General features: G+C 39.2%; 19 protein-coding genes. 12 read left to right on the forward strand and 7 right to left on the reverse strand.

The window, feature by feature from the left end; genetic code table 11:
- The first annotated feature begins 26 nt into the window (after positions 1 to 26).
- A complete protein-coding gene (locus tag FGG79_RS14385; RefSeq protein WP_138779483.1) occupies positions 27 to 368 on the forward strand; it encodes a hypothetical protein in 342 nt (113 codons plus the stop codon).
- Positions 369 to 499: 131 nt separating this feature from the next.
- Positions 500 to 883 carry a DUF4183 domain-containing protein gene (locus FGG79_RS14390; protein ID WP_138779485.1) on the forward strand — a complete coding sequence of 128 codons (384 nt, stop codon included), beginning with the start codon at positions 500 to 502 and terminating at the stop codon, positions 881 to 883.
- 35 nt (positions 884 to 918) lie between these two features.
- Here the strand turns inward: FGG79_RS14390 and FGG79_RS14395 are convergent, their stop codons facing one another.
- The gene (locus tag FGG79_RS14395; protein ID WP_240794288.1) at positions 919 to 1305 is read right to left on the reverse strand and encodes a DUF4183 domain-containing protein; all 387 of its coding nucleotides are present in this window, start codon (positions 1303 to 1305) and stop codon (positions 919 to 921) included.
- Between the two features lie 194 nt (positions 1306 to 1499).
- On the opposite strand from FGG79_RS14395, the gene FGG79_RS14400 reads away from it, so the two are divergent.
- The 8 genes from FGG79_RS14400 to FGG79_RS14440 all read left to right on the forward strand — a co-directional run bounded on the left by FGG79_RS14400 (position 1500) and on the right by FGG79_RS14440 (position 7756).
- Complete coding sequence (locus tag FGG79_RS14400; RefSeq protein WP_138779487.1) at positions 1500 to 2150, forward strand: YdbC family protein; 651 nt, start codon at positions 1500 to 1502, stop codon at positions 2148 to 2150.
- 452 nt (positions 2151 to 2602) lie between these two features.
- Positions 2603 to 3016: an SRPBCC family protein gene (locus FGG79_RS14410; protein ID WP_138779490.1), complete on the forward strand. Its 414-nt coding sequence runs from the start codon at positions 2603 to 2605 to the stop codon at positions 3014 to 3016.
- Between the two features lie 356 nt (positions 3017 to 3372).
- Positions 3373 to 4134: a phosphotransferase gene (locus tag FGG79_RS14415; RefSeq protein WP_138779492.1), complete on the forward strand. Its 762-nt coding sequence runs from the start codon at positions 3373 to 3375 to the stop codon at positions 4132 to 4134.
- A 247-nt stretch (positions 4135 to 4381) separates the two neighbouring features.
- Positions 4382 to 4876 carry a P-loop nucleotide/nucleoside kinase family protein gene (locus FGG79_RS14420; protein WP_138779494.1) on the forward strand — a complete coding sequence of 165 codons (495 nt, stop codon included), beginning with the start codon at positions 4382 to 4384 and terminating at the stop codon, positions 4874 to 4876.
- Between the two features lie 186 nt (positions 4877 to 5062).
- Complete coding sequence (locus FGG79_RS14425; protein ID WP_138779496.1) at positions 5063 to 5545, forward strand: DUF2975 domain-containing protein; 483 nt, start codon at positions 5063 to 5065, stop codon at positions 5543 to 5545.
- Between the two features lie 11 nt (positions 5546 to 5556).
- Positions 5557 to 5772 carry a helix-turn-helix domain-containing protein gene (locus FGG79_RS14430; RefSeq protein WP_138779498.1) on the forward strand — a complete coding sequence of 72 codons (216 nt, stop codon included), beginning with the start codon at positions 5557 to 5559 and terminating at the stop codon, positions 5770 to 5772.
- Positions 5773 to 5813: 41 nt separating this feature from the next.
- Entirely contained in the window at positions 5814 to 7061 is a 1248-nt protein-coding gene (locus FGG79_RS14435) for a DUF4153 domain-containing protein (RefSeq protein WP_138779500.1), read from the forward strand.
- Between the two features lie 200 nt (positions 7062 to 7261).
- Positions 7262 to 7756, forward strand: a complete 495-nt coding sequence (locus FGG79_RS14440) for a CBO0543 family protein (RefSeq protein WP_138779502.1) — start codon at positions 7262 to 7264, stop codon at positions 7754 to 7756.
- 148 nt (positions 7757 to 7904) lie between these two features.
- On the opposite strand, the gene FGG79_RS14445 is transcribed toward FGG79_RS14440, so the two are convergent.
- The 4 genes from FGG79_RS14445 to FGG79_RS14460 form a co-directional block, all read right to left on the reverse strand.
- Positions 7905 to 8276: an iron chaperone gene (locus FGG79_RS14445; protein WP_138779504.1), complete on the reverse strand. Its 372-nt coding sequence runs from the start codon at positions 8274 to 8276 to the stop codon at positions 7905 to 7907.
- A 300-nt stretch (positions 8277 to 8576) separates the two neighbouring features.
- Positions 8577 to 9944: a PTS ascorbate transporter subunit IIC gene (locus tag FGG79_RS14450; protein WP_138779507.1), complete on the reverse strand. Its 1368-nt coding sequence runs from the start codon at positions 9942 to 9944 to the stop codon at positions 8577 to 8579.
- Positions 9945 to 9972: 28 nt separating this feature from the next.
- Positions 9973 to 10239 (reverse strand): PTS sugar transporter subunit IIB, encoded by a 267-nt coding sequence (locus FGG79_RS14455; protein WP_138779509.1) that lies wholly within the window; start codon positions 10237 to 10239, stop codon positions 9973 to 9975.
- A 19-nt stretch (positions 10240 to 10258) separates the two neighbouring features.
- Positions 10259 to 12370: a BglG family transcription antiterminator gene (locus FGG79_RS14460; protein WP_138779511.1), complete on the reverse strand. Its 2112-nt coding sequence runs from the start codon at positions 12368 to 12370 to the stop codon at positions 10259 to 10261.
- A 689-nt stretch (positions 12371 to 13059) separates the two neighbouring features.
- Here FGG79_RS14460 and abc-f point away from each other — a divergent pair.
- Positions 13060 to 14802, forward strand: coding sequence for a ribosomal protection-like ABC-F family protein (gene abc-f, locus FGG79_RS14465; RefSeq protein WP_240794289.1), 1743 nt, complete (start codon positions 13060 to 13062; stop codon positions 14800 to 14802).
- 15 nt (positions 14803 to 14817) lie between these two features.
- Positions 14818 to 14982 (forward strand): hypothetical protein, encoded by a 165-nt coding sequence (locus tag FGG79_RS22160; RefSeq protein WP_240794290.1) that lies wholly within the window; start codon positions 14818 to 14820, stop codon positions 14980 to 14982.
- 364 nt (positions 14983 to 15346) lie between these two features.
- On the opposite strand, the gene FGG79_RS14475 is transcribed toward FGG79_RS22160, so the two are convergent.
- On the reverse strand, positions 15347 to 16183 hold the full coding sequence (locus tag FGG79_RS14475) for a helix-turn-helix domain-containing protein (protein ID WP_138779513.1): 837 nt from the start codon (positions 16181 to 16183) through the stop codon (positions 15347 to 15349).
- Positions 16184 to 16346: 163 nt separating this feature from the next.
- On the reverse strand, positions 16347 to 17186 hold the full coding sequence (locus tag FGG79_RS14480) for a LysR family transcriptional regulator (RefSeq protein ID WP_171050948.1): 840 nt from the start codon (positions 17184 to 17186) through the stop codon (positions 16347 to 16349).
- Positions 17187 to 17224 lie beyond the last annotated feature (38 nt).

The raw sequence follows: 17224 nt of genomic DNA on the forward strand, positions 1-17224 counted from the left end.
TCTCTTGTTTAGAAAGGGGGGAGAATATGAATAGTAAATATAATGACTGTAACTGCAAAAAATTTAAAGACCACAAGTATGATGATCATAGTGACCACACTCAAGTAGACACGTGCAATTGTTGTGTCATTGGATTAGAGAAGACGATCAGAGACCATTTTCGTTGTGGAGATACGATTGGCATCACTCGATTTGGAGATGCATCAGCAGGAATCTTTGTAGGCAGATTCAGAGGGTTGAAATATAGTGTCCTTGAAATCGATGACCTGCTTGTTCCTGGTACGACTAGTTTTGTTCCATTATGTGATATCGATAGTGTTGAAAGAGGACTTCAGTTCCAGGATCAACCGATGCAGGTTGAAAAATAATATTATAAAAGGCTCAGAGTCCGTACTCTGAGCTTTTATATGCTGTTTCTATTAGAATCCCAATCAATTTGCTAGAGTCAACATATAAATGATAGTGTACTACTATTTTACGAAAGAGAGGAGGGAATGACTTGGCACTACAACTAATGAAAATACAAGCGACTGCCAGTTCTACAATTTCAGTGGCCCCGGATGCTGCTAAATTCTTCAACGTAACCACCGCCGAAACAGCAGCAGGAGCGACCTTGACTATTGATGCTGCTGATTTCTTCGATAATACAGGAGCTGCGGTAACAACGCTACCTGCCTTGGCTGCAAGTAACAGTTATGTAAATGTATTTATCAACGGCGCACTTCAGATGGATGATATTTACACATACACACCAGGAGCAACTGGTGTTGGTTCTTTGGCCATCGACGTACCTGCAGGTGGAGATTCCATCATCCAGGATTCTTCTGTCGTTTTGGAAGTCATCAACTATGTACCAACCGCTTCAACAACAATTGAAACCTGATGAATGAAGAGCGATGAGAATCTCATCGCTCTTTTCTAATCTTTATGGATGATGATGAATTGTAGAATGATTGGTGTTCCGAGTGCTGGAAGATCAGATGAAGTGAGAGTCAGCATCCCTTCCCTGACTTGGTAAAGTGAAGGTGGTTGGAGCATGGCGTTTATAAAGAGGTTCATATAGGAGACATTTTCAGGAGCTAGTATACCGGAAGTACTGTACTCGATGGATCGGTTCTGGTTCGTAAATATCCGCGTGTTGCTATCAGAGAAGGCTACATATTGAAACGTGCTTGTTTTCATAATTAAAGGAGGTTTGTTTACCGGTTGGTTGGGATAAATCGTTTGACAACCTTTTGGAGGCAATAAGGGAGCGCAGTTAATTCCAGCAGCGAAATGGGATGTGGAACGTCTACTTTTTCTCAATTTTCTTCCTCCTTCATTCTAGAATAACACTTGATATATTTACTATATGTGGTTTGGTAGAGTATAGTGCTGTGTATGTCGCCCTTTTTGAGAGAGGCTCCTCCCGAAAATAAACGATTGAACTCATTTGAATAATTTTAAATAATTGGTAGTAATATGGAAGTTTCTATGATGAACAGAGTAAGGGTGATGACATGATCATAAAGAGAATCATATGCAAGGTAATAGAGGACCAAAAGGTTGCTTTCCATGAGAATCAGAAACAATGGAGTTCATTAAGTAAGGAGAAAGGTTTCATCGGACAAGTGGGGGGATGGAGCAATGAGGAACCACTTACAGCCTGTATTTATGCTTTTTGGGAAAGCCAAGAGGATTATGACTATTTTATGAATGAGGTACATGACGAGATATTTGTGCCTTCAGATCAGGGAAGTACCTATTCTTCTATCGATGTTCGCTTATTTGATGAAAGGGGCAGCATTTTTAGAAATGAAAGCGAATTGAATAGTGTCTTGTGGAAGAGTGAGTATATCCGTGTAACCTTAGCTAAAGTGAGAGAAGATAGACTAGATCATTTTGTAGAAATGCAGCAGAAGGTATGGAGTCCCGGAATGGGTAAATCAGAAGGGATGCTTGGTGGTGTGTATTCATTCTCTCAAAACGAAAAAGGTCTTTTTCTGACGTTATCCGGTTGGGAGAATGAAGTGTGTCACCATATGTATGTGAAGAATCGTTATCCCAGATTAGTGGAAGCGGCGAAACTAATGGAAGATGCAGAGGGAATTGTGGGCGAAGGCTTTAAGGTGGAAGATGAGTGGCGGGTTTTGAAGATGGACAACTGTTAGGACGGGGTGAAAATCACCGAGTGCCGTCTGATGAACATTCAGCCAGCTTGATTTTAAGAAGTGTGATGGAAATGTACAATCACAAGTCAATTATTGAATATTGAAATTTTTCCCTTTATACTTTCATTAAGAGATGTAGACGGAAGGGGAACTTTTTGAACATGCGGATAATCTTGTAATGATGAACAAGCTGAATAGACGATGACCGGTCAATCCGACGGGAGAAGTCTGTTTACCCATCATATACGAGGAACGCCAGGTGTGATTGACTACCCGACACTTGAGTGGATACCTGTGTATCCGCTTTTTTTGTTTGTACAGGGATATGTACGTCTCTTCATGATGCCCATCGTTTCCTCGGAATAACAGGAGGAAGATGAAATGACGAATCTAAAAGGAAAAGTAGCCATTGTGACAGGAGCCAGTCGTTCGAAAGGAATCGGAGCAGCCATTTGTCGTTGGAAGTATGCTTTGGCCTTGCAAGAAACGTAGATATACATACTAAAACCACTTCTAAAACTAAGGAAAAAGCTTTGGGTGGGGTTATGCAGGGTTTATTAGAAGAGGGAGATAGTGTTACTTGGGAAGCTACTCACTTTGGTATTAAACAAAAGCTAACGGCAAAAGTTACTCATATGGAAAGGCCTATTGAGTTTGTTGATACTATGGTAAAAGGAGCCTTTAGTTCCTTTACTCATACACATCAATTTGTAGAAGAAATAGGAGGAACCTTAATGATTGATACATTTGAATATAAGTCACCTTTTGGTTCAATTGGGGTAATTGCCGACAAATTGTTTTTGGAGAAATATATGACAGAATTTATAATTAACCGTGCAAAAGAACTAAAAAGGATTGCTGAATAAAATAAATAGATGCTTATTCAACAAAAGGGCAGCATTAATTGAAAGCTCTATACTACTTATTTACCTAATTAGTTATATTTGGTAATATTTAATTTAGAGATGAAAAGAGAGGGGAATCTATACCTATGTGGAAAACCTTGAAATGATTATCTAATTAGATAGAGGCAATTGCGATTCTTGATATTCTTAAGGATACGTTTATTTGTCTATCTTAAAAATCATTCAAGGGATACATGGTGTGGACAATTAAATTCCCATTGCCTTGCAGATACCTTTTGTATGTCTGCTTTTATTTTTGGGTAAAATTACATCTCTATTTAACGCAATCACCTTGTCCCTATTTTGGGGGAATATAAATGAACAGTTATAATAAAAAAGAAGAAATATTATCAGGTGGAAATGTCTCTAACGTATATCGTTCGGGAGATACTGTGCGAAGAGATCTGAAGAAAGAGAGTTCCCAGATTCATAAAGTATTAAAGCATTTGGAAAACAAAAATTTCAATTACGCACCAAAATTTTTAGGTATTGATGATAAGAATAGAGAAATATTATCATTTATTGAAGGAGAAGCAGGTAATTATCCATTAAAAGGTTATATGTGGTCTAACGACGCATTAAAAGAGATAGCGAAAATGCTTCGTCAATATCATGACGCTGTAAGTGACTTTCCAATTGAAGAAAGTTGGCAACCGCTTGACAATACCCCTCAACCATTTGAGGTGTTATGTCACAATGACTTTGCCGTCTATAATATTATTTTTAATTACGAAAAGCCTGTGGGGATTATCGACTTCGATGTAGCAGCTCCAGGTCCAAGGCTTTGGGATATAGCCTATACACTATACACATGCGTTCCTTTGAGTAGGCATTCAAGACTTGATGCCGATCATACAAAACAAAGAGTTAAATTGTTTTTTGAAACCTACGATATTGAGGGAATGGATGAAGGATATGTAGAGATGGTATTGTTGCGATTAGAAGGATTGTGTAAATACATGAAGAGAAAAGCTGTTGAAGGCAATAAGGCGTTTCTAAAAATGATTGATGAAGGCCATCTCGAACATTATCAAAAAGAAATAAAATTCATCCAGGAACATGGAGAAGATTGGATATAAGACCAATGCTTGTTGTACTAGTGAATGGTTAAGGATTGCGGTCATATTGGATAAAGCTGTAGATCGTGAAGTTGGTCTTCGGCTTTATCTATATTTAATTAAAGGTTAGTTATTTAAGGTTTGAATTTTTTTAGCTAGTGTTTTTAAAAAAAGAGGAAGATTTAATAAAGAATCCAAACCGAAAACTTCTATTATTTTATTAGGTGTGGCACCAACCACTAAAATTAGCCCGGGGGGATTGAAAAGTATGAAACAATTGGGGACGCTATACTTTTTTTGTGGGAAAATGGGCGCAGGAAAATCAACTAAATCAAAACAATTGGCGATAGATAAACAGGCGGTACTGTTGTCTGAGGATGAATGGCTTTCTTCTCTTTATCCAAACCAGATCGCAACGTTTGAGGACTATCTAAAATTCTCAGCGCAGCTAAAGCCGTTGGTGAAAGAGCATGTCCAAAACATATTAAGTGTCGGAACAGATGTAGTGATGGATTTTCCTGCTAACACTCAAAAACTGAGAAAGTGGTTTTTGGATATAGCGTCAGAGGCCAATGCGAACCATCAACTCATTTTCCTTAATCTAAATAACGAGCAATGCCTACGTCAAATTGCACAAAGGCGTAACGAACAACCCGAAAGAGCAGCTTTTGACACGGAAGCCATGTTTATTCATGTTACTAAATTTTTTGAAGCACCAGAAGCATCTGAAGGTTTAAATATTTTAGAGTTTAGTGGAAAATAATAACAAAAGTTCAACACAGAATAAGTAAGGGGACCTTTTAAGTCAAAGGATCCCTTTTTTTCTTGAGAAAATGATGATTAATTCTAATTAACAATAAAAATAATATAAAATTTAATAAATATTTATTGTAAAACAATAAATTTTAGATTAAAATCAAAATCAGAATAAATAAATGGGGGTGCGTTTATGGAGAAAATTTCAACATTGTTTTTGAAAATAGCTGTTATTTTTTTAGGAGTCCCAGTTCTTGCTTTGTGCATCTTTTTGGTGCCTGAGATCGCGAATCTTTCAGCAAAATCACTTCCAGAGTTTGCAGTGATAAAATATTTCGTTTTCATCGTTTTTGATGCATCAGCTATACCTTTTTATTTTGCTTTGTATCAGGCTTTTAAACTCTTGCGTTACATTAACAAAAATAAAGCTTTCTCTGATTTATCTGTAATAGCTTTAAAGAAAATCAAATATTGTGCAATCACAATCAGTATTTTGCATGCACTAGTTTTGCCGTTCTTCTATATTTTTGCGGAAGTAGACGATACCCCAGGAGTTATCTTTGTCGGATTGGTTGTTCCTTTTGCTTCGGTTGTTATCTCAGTGTTTGCGGCAGTTCTCCAGAAGCTTTTAAAAGAAGCAATTGATATAAAATCAGAAAATGATTTAACGGTCTGAGGTGAATAACAATGGCGATTATTATCAATATTGATGTGATGTTAGCAAAAAGGAAAATGAGCGTAACAGAGCTCTCGGGGAGGGTTGGGATAACGATGGCTAACCTTTCTATATTGAAAAATGGAAAGGCGAAAGCGATTCGATTATCCACCTTAGAGGCAATTTGTGAGGCTTTAGCGTGTCAGCCTGGGGATATTTTAGAATACAACAGAGACGAAGACAGTTAAGCATTGTGGAGGAAATAACTTTTATTAGGGGAGGTATAACGATGGAATTAAACAATTCAATTAGTGAAAACATTGCTAATCCTCATGAACTCGAGAGAATATATAGACAAGACCCAAAAGCTTTTAAAAATGCATTCTTACAGGTATGGGAACAAAATCCTGATTCTCAGGTCCTTGGGGTTTGGTATGAAAGATTGCATTTTAAAGAGACAACAAATACAGAAAAATCTTCCAATGTCCAAAAAGATTTCATATTCATGGGCATTTTAGCCATTATGGCAGGGATACTTACCAGGATCATTTTCCATTTTGTCGAACAGGAAGTGATTGCTCCAATAAACCTGGCCTTTGGTATAATTCCTTTTATTGCTGCCTATTTTGTTTACAAAAATACGCCGAAACAAAGTGTTATTTATTCCCTTGTAGCATTGTTCCTGATTTCTGGGGTTTACCTTAATACGCTGCCTTTAAATGATAAAGACAGTATCATCCTTGTCTATTTACACATTCCCATATTCTTATGGATAGTGTTAGGACTTGCATTTACAGGAAATGAGTATTCAAAGGGTAGTACTAGATTAGCCTATATCAAATTCAATATGGAATATTGTATTCTCTACGCCAGCATGGCTGTTAGTGGAATGGTACTAGCAGCATTAACCATGCAGTTATTCAGCTTTATCGGCTTAGATATAGAAGACTTTTATTTTAGTAATGTCGTTTTATTTGGTGCTTCCGCTCTCGCTATTGTGGCTGCATACCTGGTATCGATGAATCTTAAACTTGCTAAGAATATTACACCCTATATAGCTAAGATTTTTAGCCCTCTTGTCCTGGTCACCTTGTTGGTCTATCTTATTGCGGTTATATGGATCGGAAAAAATCCATTCTTAGACCGTAATTTCCTGATAGCCTTCAACGGGATACTCCTTGGTGTATTGATCGTCACCATTTTTTCCATTACCGAAAGCGACTCAGACAAGAAAAAGAACATTTCAGATTATATAAATTTTGTGCTCATTGTTCTTGCGCTTATCATTGATAGTGTGGCACTCTCAGCGATAGTGTTCAGACTTTCTTTTTTTGGGATTACGCCAAATAGACTTGCTGTTTTAGGTGTGAACATACTTATCTGGGCGAATCTAATTTGGATTATGTTCCCCTATATGCGTTTTCTACAAAACAAATCAGGATCTTCAACTATCCAAGATTCAGTTACTAAGTTTTTGCCGGTTTATGGCCTTTGGGCAGCTTTCGTTATATTTACTTTTCCTTTTATTTTTAATTAGAAAGCCTTTGTGAATGTAACGATAAGCAAATCTACAATACAGGTGACAATTTGAAGTAATTGGTCTATTGTGCGAAGAAGGAGACGTCTTTGTTAAGTGAGAATAAGTGACATTATTTTACATTCATCTTTCATACATCTTTGTTAAAACTAACAGAGATGATGAAAGGTAAAATATAGCTTGAAATAGGAGAAATTTAAATGCATTTAATCCTTTTAATCATGGTTATCACTTATTCTTTAATAAAGGGCGATTGGAAAAACTGGGAAAAATATTATCCCACCATGCTATACATTTCTTTATCAACTTTCCTTTATGAGTTTATATCACATAGCCATTATCAGTTATGGGAACTTCAAGAAGATTCTTATTTTAACCTTATGAATGTTCATTTTGCACACGATCTTATCATAAATTCTCTAATATCTTTTGTTTATTTGTCTAATTATCCCAACGGTTTAAAAAAACAACTTTCATACACCATTAAATGGATCCTTTTATTCACTATATTTGAGTGGATAGGGGTTGAGTTAGGGAAGATTACACACCATAATGGTTGGCATATGGGATGGTCAATATTATTTAATTGTGTGATGTTTCCAATGATAAGACTGCATTTTATAAAACCGCTTTTTGCGTTGATTTTATCAGTATTCTTCACTTTGTTTTATTTGTTTATGTTTGGTTATTTGTAACAATTTTAGGTAACCCAACTTCTAGTTAAAGAAAAACATCGTATGATTTTCTGGAATTTATTTAAATGTAAAAAAAAGCTGGATACCTCATTTACATAGGTACCTAGCTATTGTGATATATATGCTTCTTTCAGGTCTCTCTCTTATCCTATTTACGCCAAAAAGTCGAACACTCTGCTTTTTCCACCAAATTAAACTCAATCATTTTTTCAAGCAATGAGAAGTCAATTGGACTATCCCATGGGATACGCATTAACATTTTGGTGTGGTCATATCCAGCTTGAACAATGTCCTCAGAAAAATGAGTGATGCCTTCCTTTTCAGGAGAAACAGCCAAATGTTTTTTTGAAATGCTAAATGCAATGATGAATGTACCGTGATCAGTAAACATAGGCTGATTCCAAGCGATTTTCGGTATTAAATTCGGATATTTTTTCTTTACCCACATCAACACTTCTTCCGTGCGCACCCGTTGCTGAGGGTCATCGATACTCGATAAATATTCCGCGAAAACTTCCATTTTTTATTCCTCCTGAAATGAATAGTATGTCGTTCAGAGAAATTAAAAAAGCCTCATTAATATTCCTCTCAAAACAGCTACATTCTTAAGTTATATCTAATTTCAACTATATAATGAAAAAACTGGATAGTCAAAATGGTTATAGAGAGAGTCATAAAGAGTTACCTACCATATCTCGATTAGGACAGTCGTTTATTATATAAAAAATAGTATTCTTGATGAGAAAGATGCATGCAAGTCACGAAATAAAATAGGAAAACACCCGTCCCTTATAAAAAGGAAACGAGTGTTTTTAACAGGTTAAGCTGTTTCTGTCTGTTTTTTGTTTTCATTTGTATTTGATTTAAAGCTGATGAAAAACAAGATGGCCAGGATAACAATGACTGCTATGAAAACGGCAATATTCGATCCGACAATATTCACCAGGTTACCAAGAAGGATTCCAACTAAACCGAAATCCGCGTCTCCAAACGTGGTTCCCTGGAATCCAAGCGAGCTAAGTACCGGAAGCAAGAGAGCCGGCAGGAAGCTGATCATGATCCCGTTCGCCATGGAACCGAAGACGGCACCCCGGCGTCCGCCGGTGGCATTGCCAAACACTCCGGCGGCTGCCCCTGTGAAGAAGTGAGGGACGAGTCCAGGCACGATAACCTTCAATCCAAGTAAAGGCAGAAATAACATACTCACTAGTCCAGCGATGAAGCTGAATAGAAATCCAATGATGACGGCGTTCCCAGCGAAAGGGAAGATAGCTGGGCAATCGAGTGCCGGTTTGGCATTGGGGACGATTTTGTCTGCAATCCCTTTAAAGGCAGGGACGATTTCACCAAGGAGCATGCGTACCCCTGCTAAAATGATGTACACACCAACGGCAAATGTGATCCCTTGCATAAAGGCAAACACAAGGAAATTCTGTCCGCCACTCAATTCTCCTTCCACGAAAGCAGGACCTGCGGCGCCAGCTACGACAAAGAAGAGGATGACCATCGTCAGCGATACTGAGACGGATGTATCCCGGAGGAAGCCGAGGGACTTTGGAACTTTAATTTCCTCTGTCGATTTTGACCCTTTCCCAACCACTTTACCGACCGTGGCGGAAACCAAATACCCAATCGATCCGAAGTGACCAACAGCAAAGTCGTCTGACCCGGTGACTTTGCGTGTGAATGGCTGAAGCATCGCAGGCGATAAGACCATCAGTGCCCCAAGGATAATTGAACCGAGAAGAATCAATGGTAACCCGGTGAATCCTCCAGTGGTTAAGATGACAGCGATTAGACAGGCCATGAACATGGTATGATGTCCGGTTAGAAAGATATATTTAAAAGGACTGAATCGTGCAATAATAATATTGACAACCATACCGAACAGCATAATCATCGCTGTCTCCGTACCAAAGCTTTCTTGTGCAAGGGCGACGATCGCTTCATTGTTCGGGATCACCCCGTCGACTTCAAATGCATGATTGAACATGCTGCTGAATTGCCCCAGGGACTGGATGAGTACATTCGCACCCGCCCCAAGAATCACGAAGCCCATGACCGTTTTAAGGGTTCCTGACACGACATCTCCCGAATTCTTGCGTTGAATAAGGAGCCCGATTAAGGCGAATAGACCGACAAGGATTGCAGGTGTACCTAGTATATCCTTCATTATGATATCAACCATTTGTATCCCTCCTTTGAATTATTGTAGATTACATATTTTGTTCTAGCGCCGCGCGCAGTTCGTTCTTGTCCATTAAGTTCTTCAACTTCACGACATTTTTTTGGCCATCTTCCAGACGCTCAACAATATCCTCTGAACCTATAAAAAGGTCTGCTTGTTCAGTCTTGGCTGTTGATAAGTCTGTGTGTGACACCTCAGCGTCTTTCCCCATTTCCTTAAGTGCTGCTTTCACATTCATTTCTACAATCATGCTGCTGCCTAAACCATTTCCACATACGACTAATACTTTTTTCATCATTTTTTCCTCCTCTAATTTATACTTCAATTGTTTGGTTGATTAGTTCGATCACGGTTTTACGATCACTTGCTGTGAGTAACTGCTCCACATTTTCTTCATTGGATAGCAGTTCTGTGAGTTGTGCCAATGCCTTTAAATGGGTTTGATTATCGATCGCCGCCAACACAATAATTAATTGAGCCCGATGTTTTTCCTTTTCTGAAAAATAGACTGGTTCTTTGAGTCTTAAAAAACTCATTCCAAGCTGCTCCACTCCAGTCTCAGGTCGTGCATGGGGGATGGCGATATTAGGTGCGATGACTATATAAGGACCTAACTCCTTCACGTTCGAAATCATGGCCTCTACATATTCCGAGCGTATGGATTGCTGGTCGACCAAAGGCTGGCTCGCCACCTTGATGGCTTCCTCCCAGCTGGTTACACTGTCTTTGAGCTGTATCGTTTGTTCTGTCAATAATTCATTGAGCATAGGCTTTCTAAGCTCCTTTATCCTGGGAGTATTTTGTTCTAATAGATGGACCAATTCTCTTTTCAGTGCGTCCTCTTGATGGATGGTCGCATGCTGTTTGATCATATCCATCAGGTGATCGGTCATATTTTGTTCCGGTTGCTTAGCGTCGAAAAGCTCGTTCATTTGTTGTATGACCCGTTCCTTTTCCAGATTTGTCAAAATCGCTGGAACATGGACAACTGGAGTCTCCTTCTCCTTGATATAATTAGTGGAAAAGATGACGTCTGCCTTATATTCATTCGTTCGATATTCCCTCATGGAGATCGTGGTGATGACATTCAGACCGGCGATCAAATTTTCTAACTGTGTGCGGAGCATATTGGAGGTCCCGATTCCATTCTCACAAACAATGAGAGCTTTGAACTTCGTCTCAACCTTCTTTTTCTCTTTCGTTAACCATCCACCAAAGTGCAGGGTAATGTATGCCACTTCCTCATCGGGAACGGTTTTTCCGACATACAGTTCTAGGTGTCTCATCACCCGTTTAGTCAAATGAAAGATATCTGGGTAAGTCTGTTGGATGCTGCCGGCTAGATCATTGGCGATTTGAAGCTCGTATTTAAGGCGATAATAGGTAGGTTTGATGTGTGAGATGAGATTCTCTTCAAGTCCGTTTCTATCATCAAACACTACACAGGAATAGAGTTGGAAATCATCAATCATCTGATGAATGACTTCCTTCAGCCCTGATAATTCTTGCTCGGTATATCGGTTAAAGTTATCGTGCTGTACCTTTGAACCTAATAGATTCATAGTAATGAAGCAAATCTCATCATCAGGAAACGTGACTCTCTTGAACTCTTTCAATTTATTTGTGATATGCAATGCAGCCTTGTATGATTCTGTTTGTTGCAGAACCTGTTTTTCTTCATTTGGGACAAAGATGTACTCTTTTAGTTCAATGCGCTTCATTATCATCAATATTTGTAAGGAAAGGATCTCTACCATTTCATCAGTCAGAGTCAATCCTAATTCTTTTTCTGCTTCAAAAAGGATCTCTCTAACTAAGCGTCTTTGATCAGTCTCCTGCGACCAAGTGGCGGCATCCGGTTGAATCATTTTATGAACTTCATTCCGGACGTTCAGCCAATCCGGGCGGGAGAAGATGGTTGCCAGAATATTGGAAAGCATAGTTCTTTTTGCATCTTCAGGACCATTTAATCGGTAGCCTGATCCTTTCTGGTAATACAACTGCAAGCCAGCCTTGCTGAACTCTTGTTTGATAGATTTAAGAACCTTGGAAATCGTCCCTCGGCTCATACTCGTTAGGTCCATAAACCTTTGCATCGAAGCGTCCTGTTCTTCTAATAATATTTTTGCCTTAATCAGGATATCCCGTTCAGGCTTGGATAATTGATACTGCCAATCTTCAAAACTCTGATCTTGATACACCACCAACTTTGATTTCGATTCAGTGGATAAAAACAATCCCTTTCCATGGATACTTTTAATGGGATCTATTTTCTGAGTCGTTAACCAATGATTAATTTGATCGAGGTCATAATAAATTGTCCGTTGAGACATATTCATTTTGGAAATCAAATCTTTCGTTGGAATCGGTTCGGTTGAACGTTGAATGATGGATAATAGGTGTGCACGTCTTTTATCCAGTACCATGAGGATCCTCCTCGCTTAATTACGTAAGGTTCCATTTTTGCATAATTATACTGTGTTGATTTCGATGATCATCTTGTGAATCTAGTATAAGTGCTATCTATAAGTTTTGAAAGGGGTTTCAGTGTATAGAGTTTGTAGGAGTTGTTTTTGCAAGATTGAACAGTTAGGGTAGGGATAAGTCGGAACCTACTTTACTATCTGGGGAAAAGTTATAAAAGTTGATGAGGGAAGTTAAACAAACTCTTATGAATAGGGATACCCGACACAATCTTATTTACAAATTCACAAAAAAATGAGACAATAAAGAAAATTTTGGAGGTGAAGTAAGTTTATGGAACCAACTAATTGCTAATTAATTTATTTTTAAATTAATAATGATTTTTTAATGAGCTTGAAAAGGCCTATAGAGATAGGTTTATTTGTTATGCTCTTTATGGAATCAGGGCAATTAGAAGGTAACTTACTTTACTGATATCGGATGATGTATATTCATGAAGCGTCCAGCTGTGTCTGGATAGTATAGGGCACAGATTTGCATTTTTTAGCCTGCTTTATGATCATGATGATACGGGACTGTGAGAAGGAACCCCTTCTTACAGTCTTTTTTTTATGCAAATGAATAGAGTAAGGTCTTCTTGACCCTTCTATAAATAGCGTAACTTCTAATATGGATGAAAGAAGGAACGCATATGTTGGAATTAAAAGTAAATGGGATAAAGAAATACATGGACGCGACGCTTGTTATGGAAGATGTATCCTTAGAAGTGTATGAGGGAGACAAGGTCGGAATTGTTGGGGCGAACGGAAGCGGAAAGAGCACGATGATGAAAGTAATTGCAGGCATTGAACCGATGAAATATTATCCGGGTTACCCACAAACCTCAAGCCCTGGGTATGATGAAGGACTTATTCATAAGTCTACGGGCGCGACAACGGCTTATCTTGAACAATCACCCCGTTATCCAGAAGGAATGAGGGTCATGGAAGTGCTGAATTTGGCATTTGAGGAAATGGACTGTATAGAAAACGAAATGCATGAGTTAGAGGAGAAAATGAAGGTCTTACAAGGATCTGAACTTGAAAAAGTAATGAATAAATACAGCGATTTGACTCAATTATTTGAAGTGATGGGTGGGTACGAACGAGAAGAGAAATTAAGCAGGGTCTGCACGGGGCTTCAGTTTACTGGGAGCTTTTTAGAAAGGGATTTTGACTTGTTGAGCGGCGGGGAGAAGACGTCCGTCGTGCTTGGAAAACTCTTGATTCATCAACCTGATATTCTGCTCTTGGATGAACCTACCAATCATCTTGATATGGAGTCGATCGAATGGCTGGAGGGTTATCTTAAGAGTTATAAAGGAATGGTTATTCTTGTGTCCCATGATCGCTATTTTCTGGATAACGTCGTGACAAAGATTGTAGAAATTGAAGATAAGAGATCAACTTCTTATAAGGGAAACTACTCTTCCTTTATTCTTCAAAAAGAAGAGAATATGCGAATTCAATATGACCATTTCAGAGAACAGCAGAAGAAGATCCATCGTATGGAAAAAACCGTGATGGGTTTAAGGGACTGGGCGATGAGAGCGGATAATACGAAATTCTTTAAGAGGGCGGCCAGTGTTCAAAAGAAGCTGGATAAAATGGATCAAATCGATAAGCCGGTATTCGAGCGAAGGAATATGCGCCTTGACGTGAAAGTAGTGGAGAGGTCCGGGAATGAGACCATCAAAGCGTTCGGCGTGTCCAAACGCTTTGAAAACAAAGTGATTTTTGAAAACATGGATGTGATGATTCGATTTGGTGAAAGAGTCGGTCTCCTTGGTCCGAATGGATGCGGGAAAACCACATTCCTGAAGATGCTTATGGGGGAGGAGCAGCCCGATCAAGGAAAAATCCAATTCGGTGCAAACGTAAAGCAGGCTTATTTACCTCAACACATTACATTTAATAATGAAGAAGTAACCGTGCTGGATTGCTTTAGAGAAGATGTTTCGATAGTGGGAGGAAAAGCACGCGAGTATCTTTCTAAATTTATGTTCTATAAAGGGAGTGTCTTCAAGAAAGTCAAGCATCTGTCCGGGGGAGAGAGAATCAGATTAAAGCTTGCGATGCTACTATTTCATGAAGTGAATCTGCTGATACTAGATGAGCCGACGAACCATCTAGATATCGAGTCCATCGAAACACTTGAGGAAGCATTGGAAGATTTCGACGGGACAATCTTCTTTATTTCCCATGATCGATATTTTAGTAACCGAATGGCTGAGAGAATCATTGCAGTAGAAGATCATAAGTTGAAAAGTTATCCTGGAGATTATGATGATTATAAACTTGAAATAGAAAAGCAGAGGATGGCCGATAAGAAAGAACCGGTTAGTGAAAAGAGTAAGAAGTCACTTGGGAAACCTGATGGTATTAATGATGAATGAACACAGGAAAAAGTATTGAAAAAAATCGAGAGCCTCGAACATGAAATTAGGGGAATTGATCTGGAGATGTCTTCCAAACAAATAGAATATAATGAACTTCAGGATCTGTATAACAGGAAGCTTCATATCCTTAAAGAACTGGATACCGCTATGGAATTGTGGCTCAGTTATAGTGAGTGATATTTTAGAGGGGGCTGGGACAAAAGGGTTTTAGCCAAAGAAAAATCCGAACAATTATTCGATATTCTTTCATGAAAATCGAAAACGTTCGGATTTTTTATTGTTATTTTAAAAGCATACTCAGTGTATTTAACTGGTTCTAGCTGTTGATTGGAGTGCAAGACGAAGACTCCTGCGGGAAAAGCGGAATAGGTGAGACCCCACAGGAGCGTCAGCGACGAGGAGGCTCGCCTTCCGCCCCGAGGAAAGCGAAGTCTTGCACGGAAATCAACAGCGGTGTCACAAGAAACCCTAACATGGTCTTATATCCTGATTGTTCGTTTTTCGATTATATTGATTTGGTTATGTCCCAGCCTCCTCGTGATTATTTAAGGATATTATCATTCAACACGTTTTGATCCAGGTAAGGCATGATCGGAATGATTTCTTTCATTCCTTTTTTAGAGATGGCGTCCAATGCCAATTTATTCAGGAGGTCTTTCTGAATAAATGGAGCAATGGATAGGATGGAGTGAAGTCCGTCCCTTTCGTAACCTTCTTTAGCACAAAGGTTTAATTCTTGATCACTAATAAAAGGGGCCATGGATGATAATGCTTCTAATCCTTTTGACTGGAATTCTTTCCGGGCACACTCATCTACTACGTTTTGGCTGATAAAAGGAGCCAAAGGAGTCAACCCTTTCATTCCGTTTGATGAAAGTTCCTTCCTGGCACTTTCATCAATGACTTCCTGACTGATATAAGGTGCGATGGAGGCCAAACCTTTCATTCCTCTCAAACCAAACTCTCGCTTTGCTAATGCGTCAATCGATTCTTGATTGATATAGGGTACAATTATTGACAAGTCTTCTTCAGTAAGCTCGCCTACCACTTTCTGATATACCATATCTGCTTGCTCCATAGTAAGGATGGGTGCCGCGTTTATGAATTCTACCTTATCTATAGACTTTGAATCAGCAAGTGTCTCACCCTCAACCAGGTCTTTGACCAACTTCGTCCCTTTGGTGTTCCCTAAAATATCGTCTATACTGGTATGGAAAATCCTTGCGATCTCAGGGAGTTTAGAGATATCAGGCATTGTTTGTCCCCGTTCCCAGTTACTGATCGCTTGAAAGCTGACCCCAAGCAGATCCGCCAGTGCCATTTGAGTAATGTTCTTCTCTTTTCTTAACTGTGAAATCTTCTTCCCAACCTTTGTCATATCAAACAATTTTCTCACCCCATTTAAAAGTATAAGTTAAGTGTACGGAGTATCTCCTGGCTTTCCTATAAAGCAATACTTGAGTTTGAAAAAGGTGCCTATTCAAGTAAAGCTTGAAGGGGGACGGACCTCTATTGGAGGTCCGTCCCTCACGCAATGGATGTTATAATGGGCCCTCAATCACAGCCACTAATTCTTTTATTAGGGCCACAGACGCGGCACTTTCAGGGTAGACTGCATAAAACGGCCGATGGATGACATAAGGATCGATCGGGACAAGCTTTCCTTGCTGAACCTCCTCTTTGACCATTGAGCTTGACAGAAACGCGATGCCAAGCCCCCTTACTGCCAGTTGCTTGATTAAGTAATGACTGCTTGCTTGTAGGATTTCTGCCGGTACGATTCGTTCAGAACGCAAGAATTCATTAGCATATTCTCTTGTTCCTGATCCGATTTCTCTAAGTATCAATGGGGAGGAGCGGAGATTCATTCGGCTGCTCGCGAAGAAACGGAGTTCGTCACGGCTGATCACTTCAACATGAAATGGCTCTAATCCCTTTGTTCCTTCAACTAGGGCGAGATCGAGTTCGTGGTGATTCAGCGCTTCAACGATGGTTTCATGATTGTGAATCATCAGCTGAAGGCGGACGTGGGGGTAGAGGACCTTTATCTTTTTGACAAAGTCGGGAAGGAGCACGTCACTGACGGTGTGAGTGGATCCGATTCTTAATTGGATATCTTCCGTTTTCTGAGTGGCTTGTTCCATCGTTCTCCACAAATCCAACATCTGCTTCCCTTGTTCAAACACGTTCTTTCCTGCAGGTGTTAATTCGAAAAGTTGGTTGGTGGATGAACGATGGATAAGCTCAACTCCCAAGGATTGTTCAAGCTTCTTAATATGGACGCTGACAGTAGGTTGTGACAAATTCAAGAATTCACTTGTTTTCGTGAAATGCTGAAGCTGCGCAAGGGTCACAAATGTTCGAATCCAATCCAGTTGCATAGGTATCCTCCCTTTATTATGAAACGTAATCATCTGTA

The sequence above is a fragment of the Bacillus sp. BHET2 genome (genome assembly GCF_005938125.1).
Classification (GTDB): Bacteria; Bacillota; Bacilli; order Bacillales; family Bacillaceae_B; genus Rossellomorea.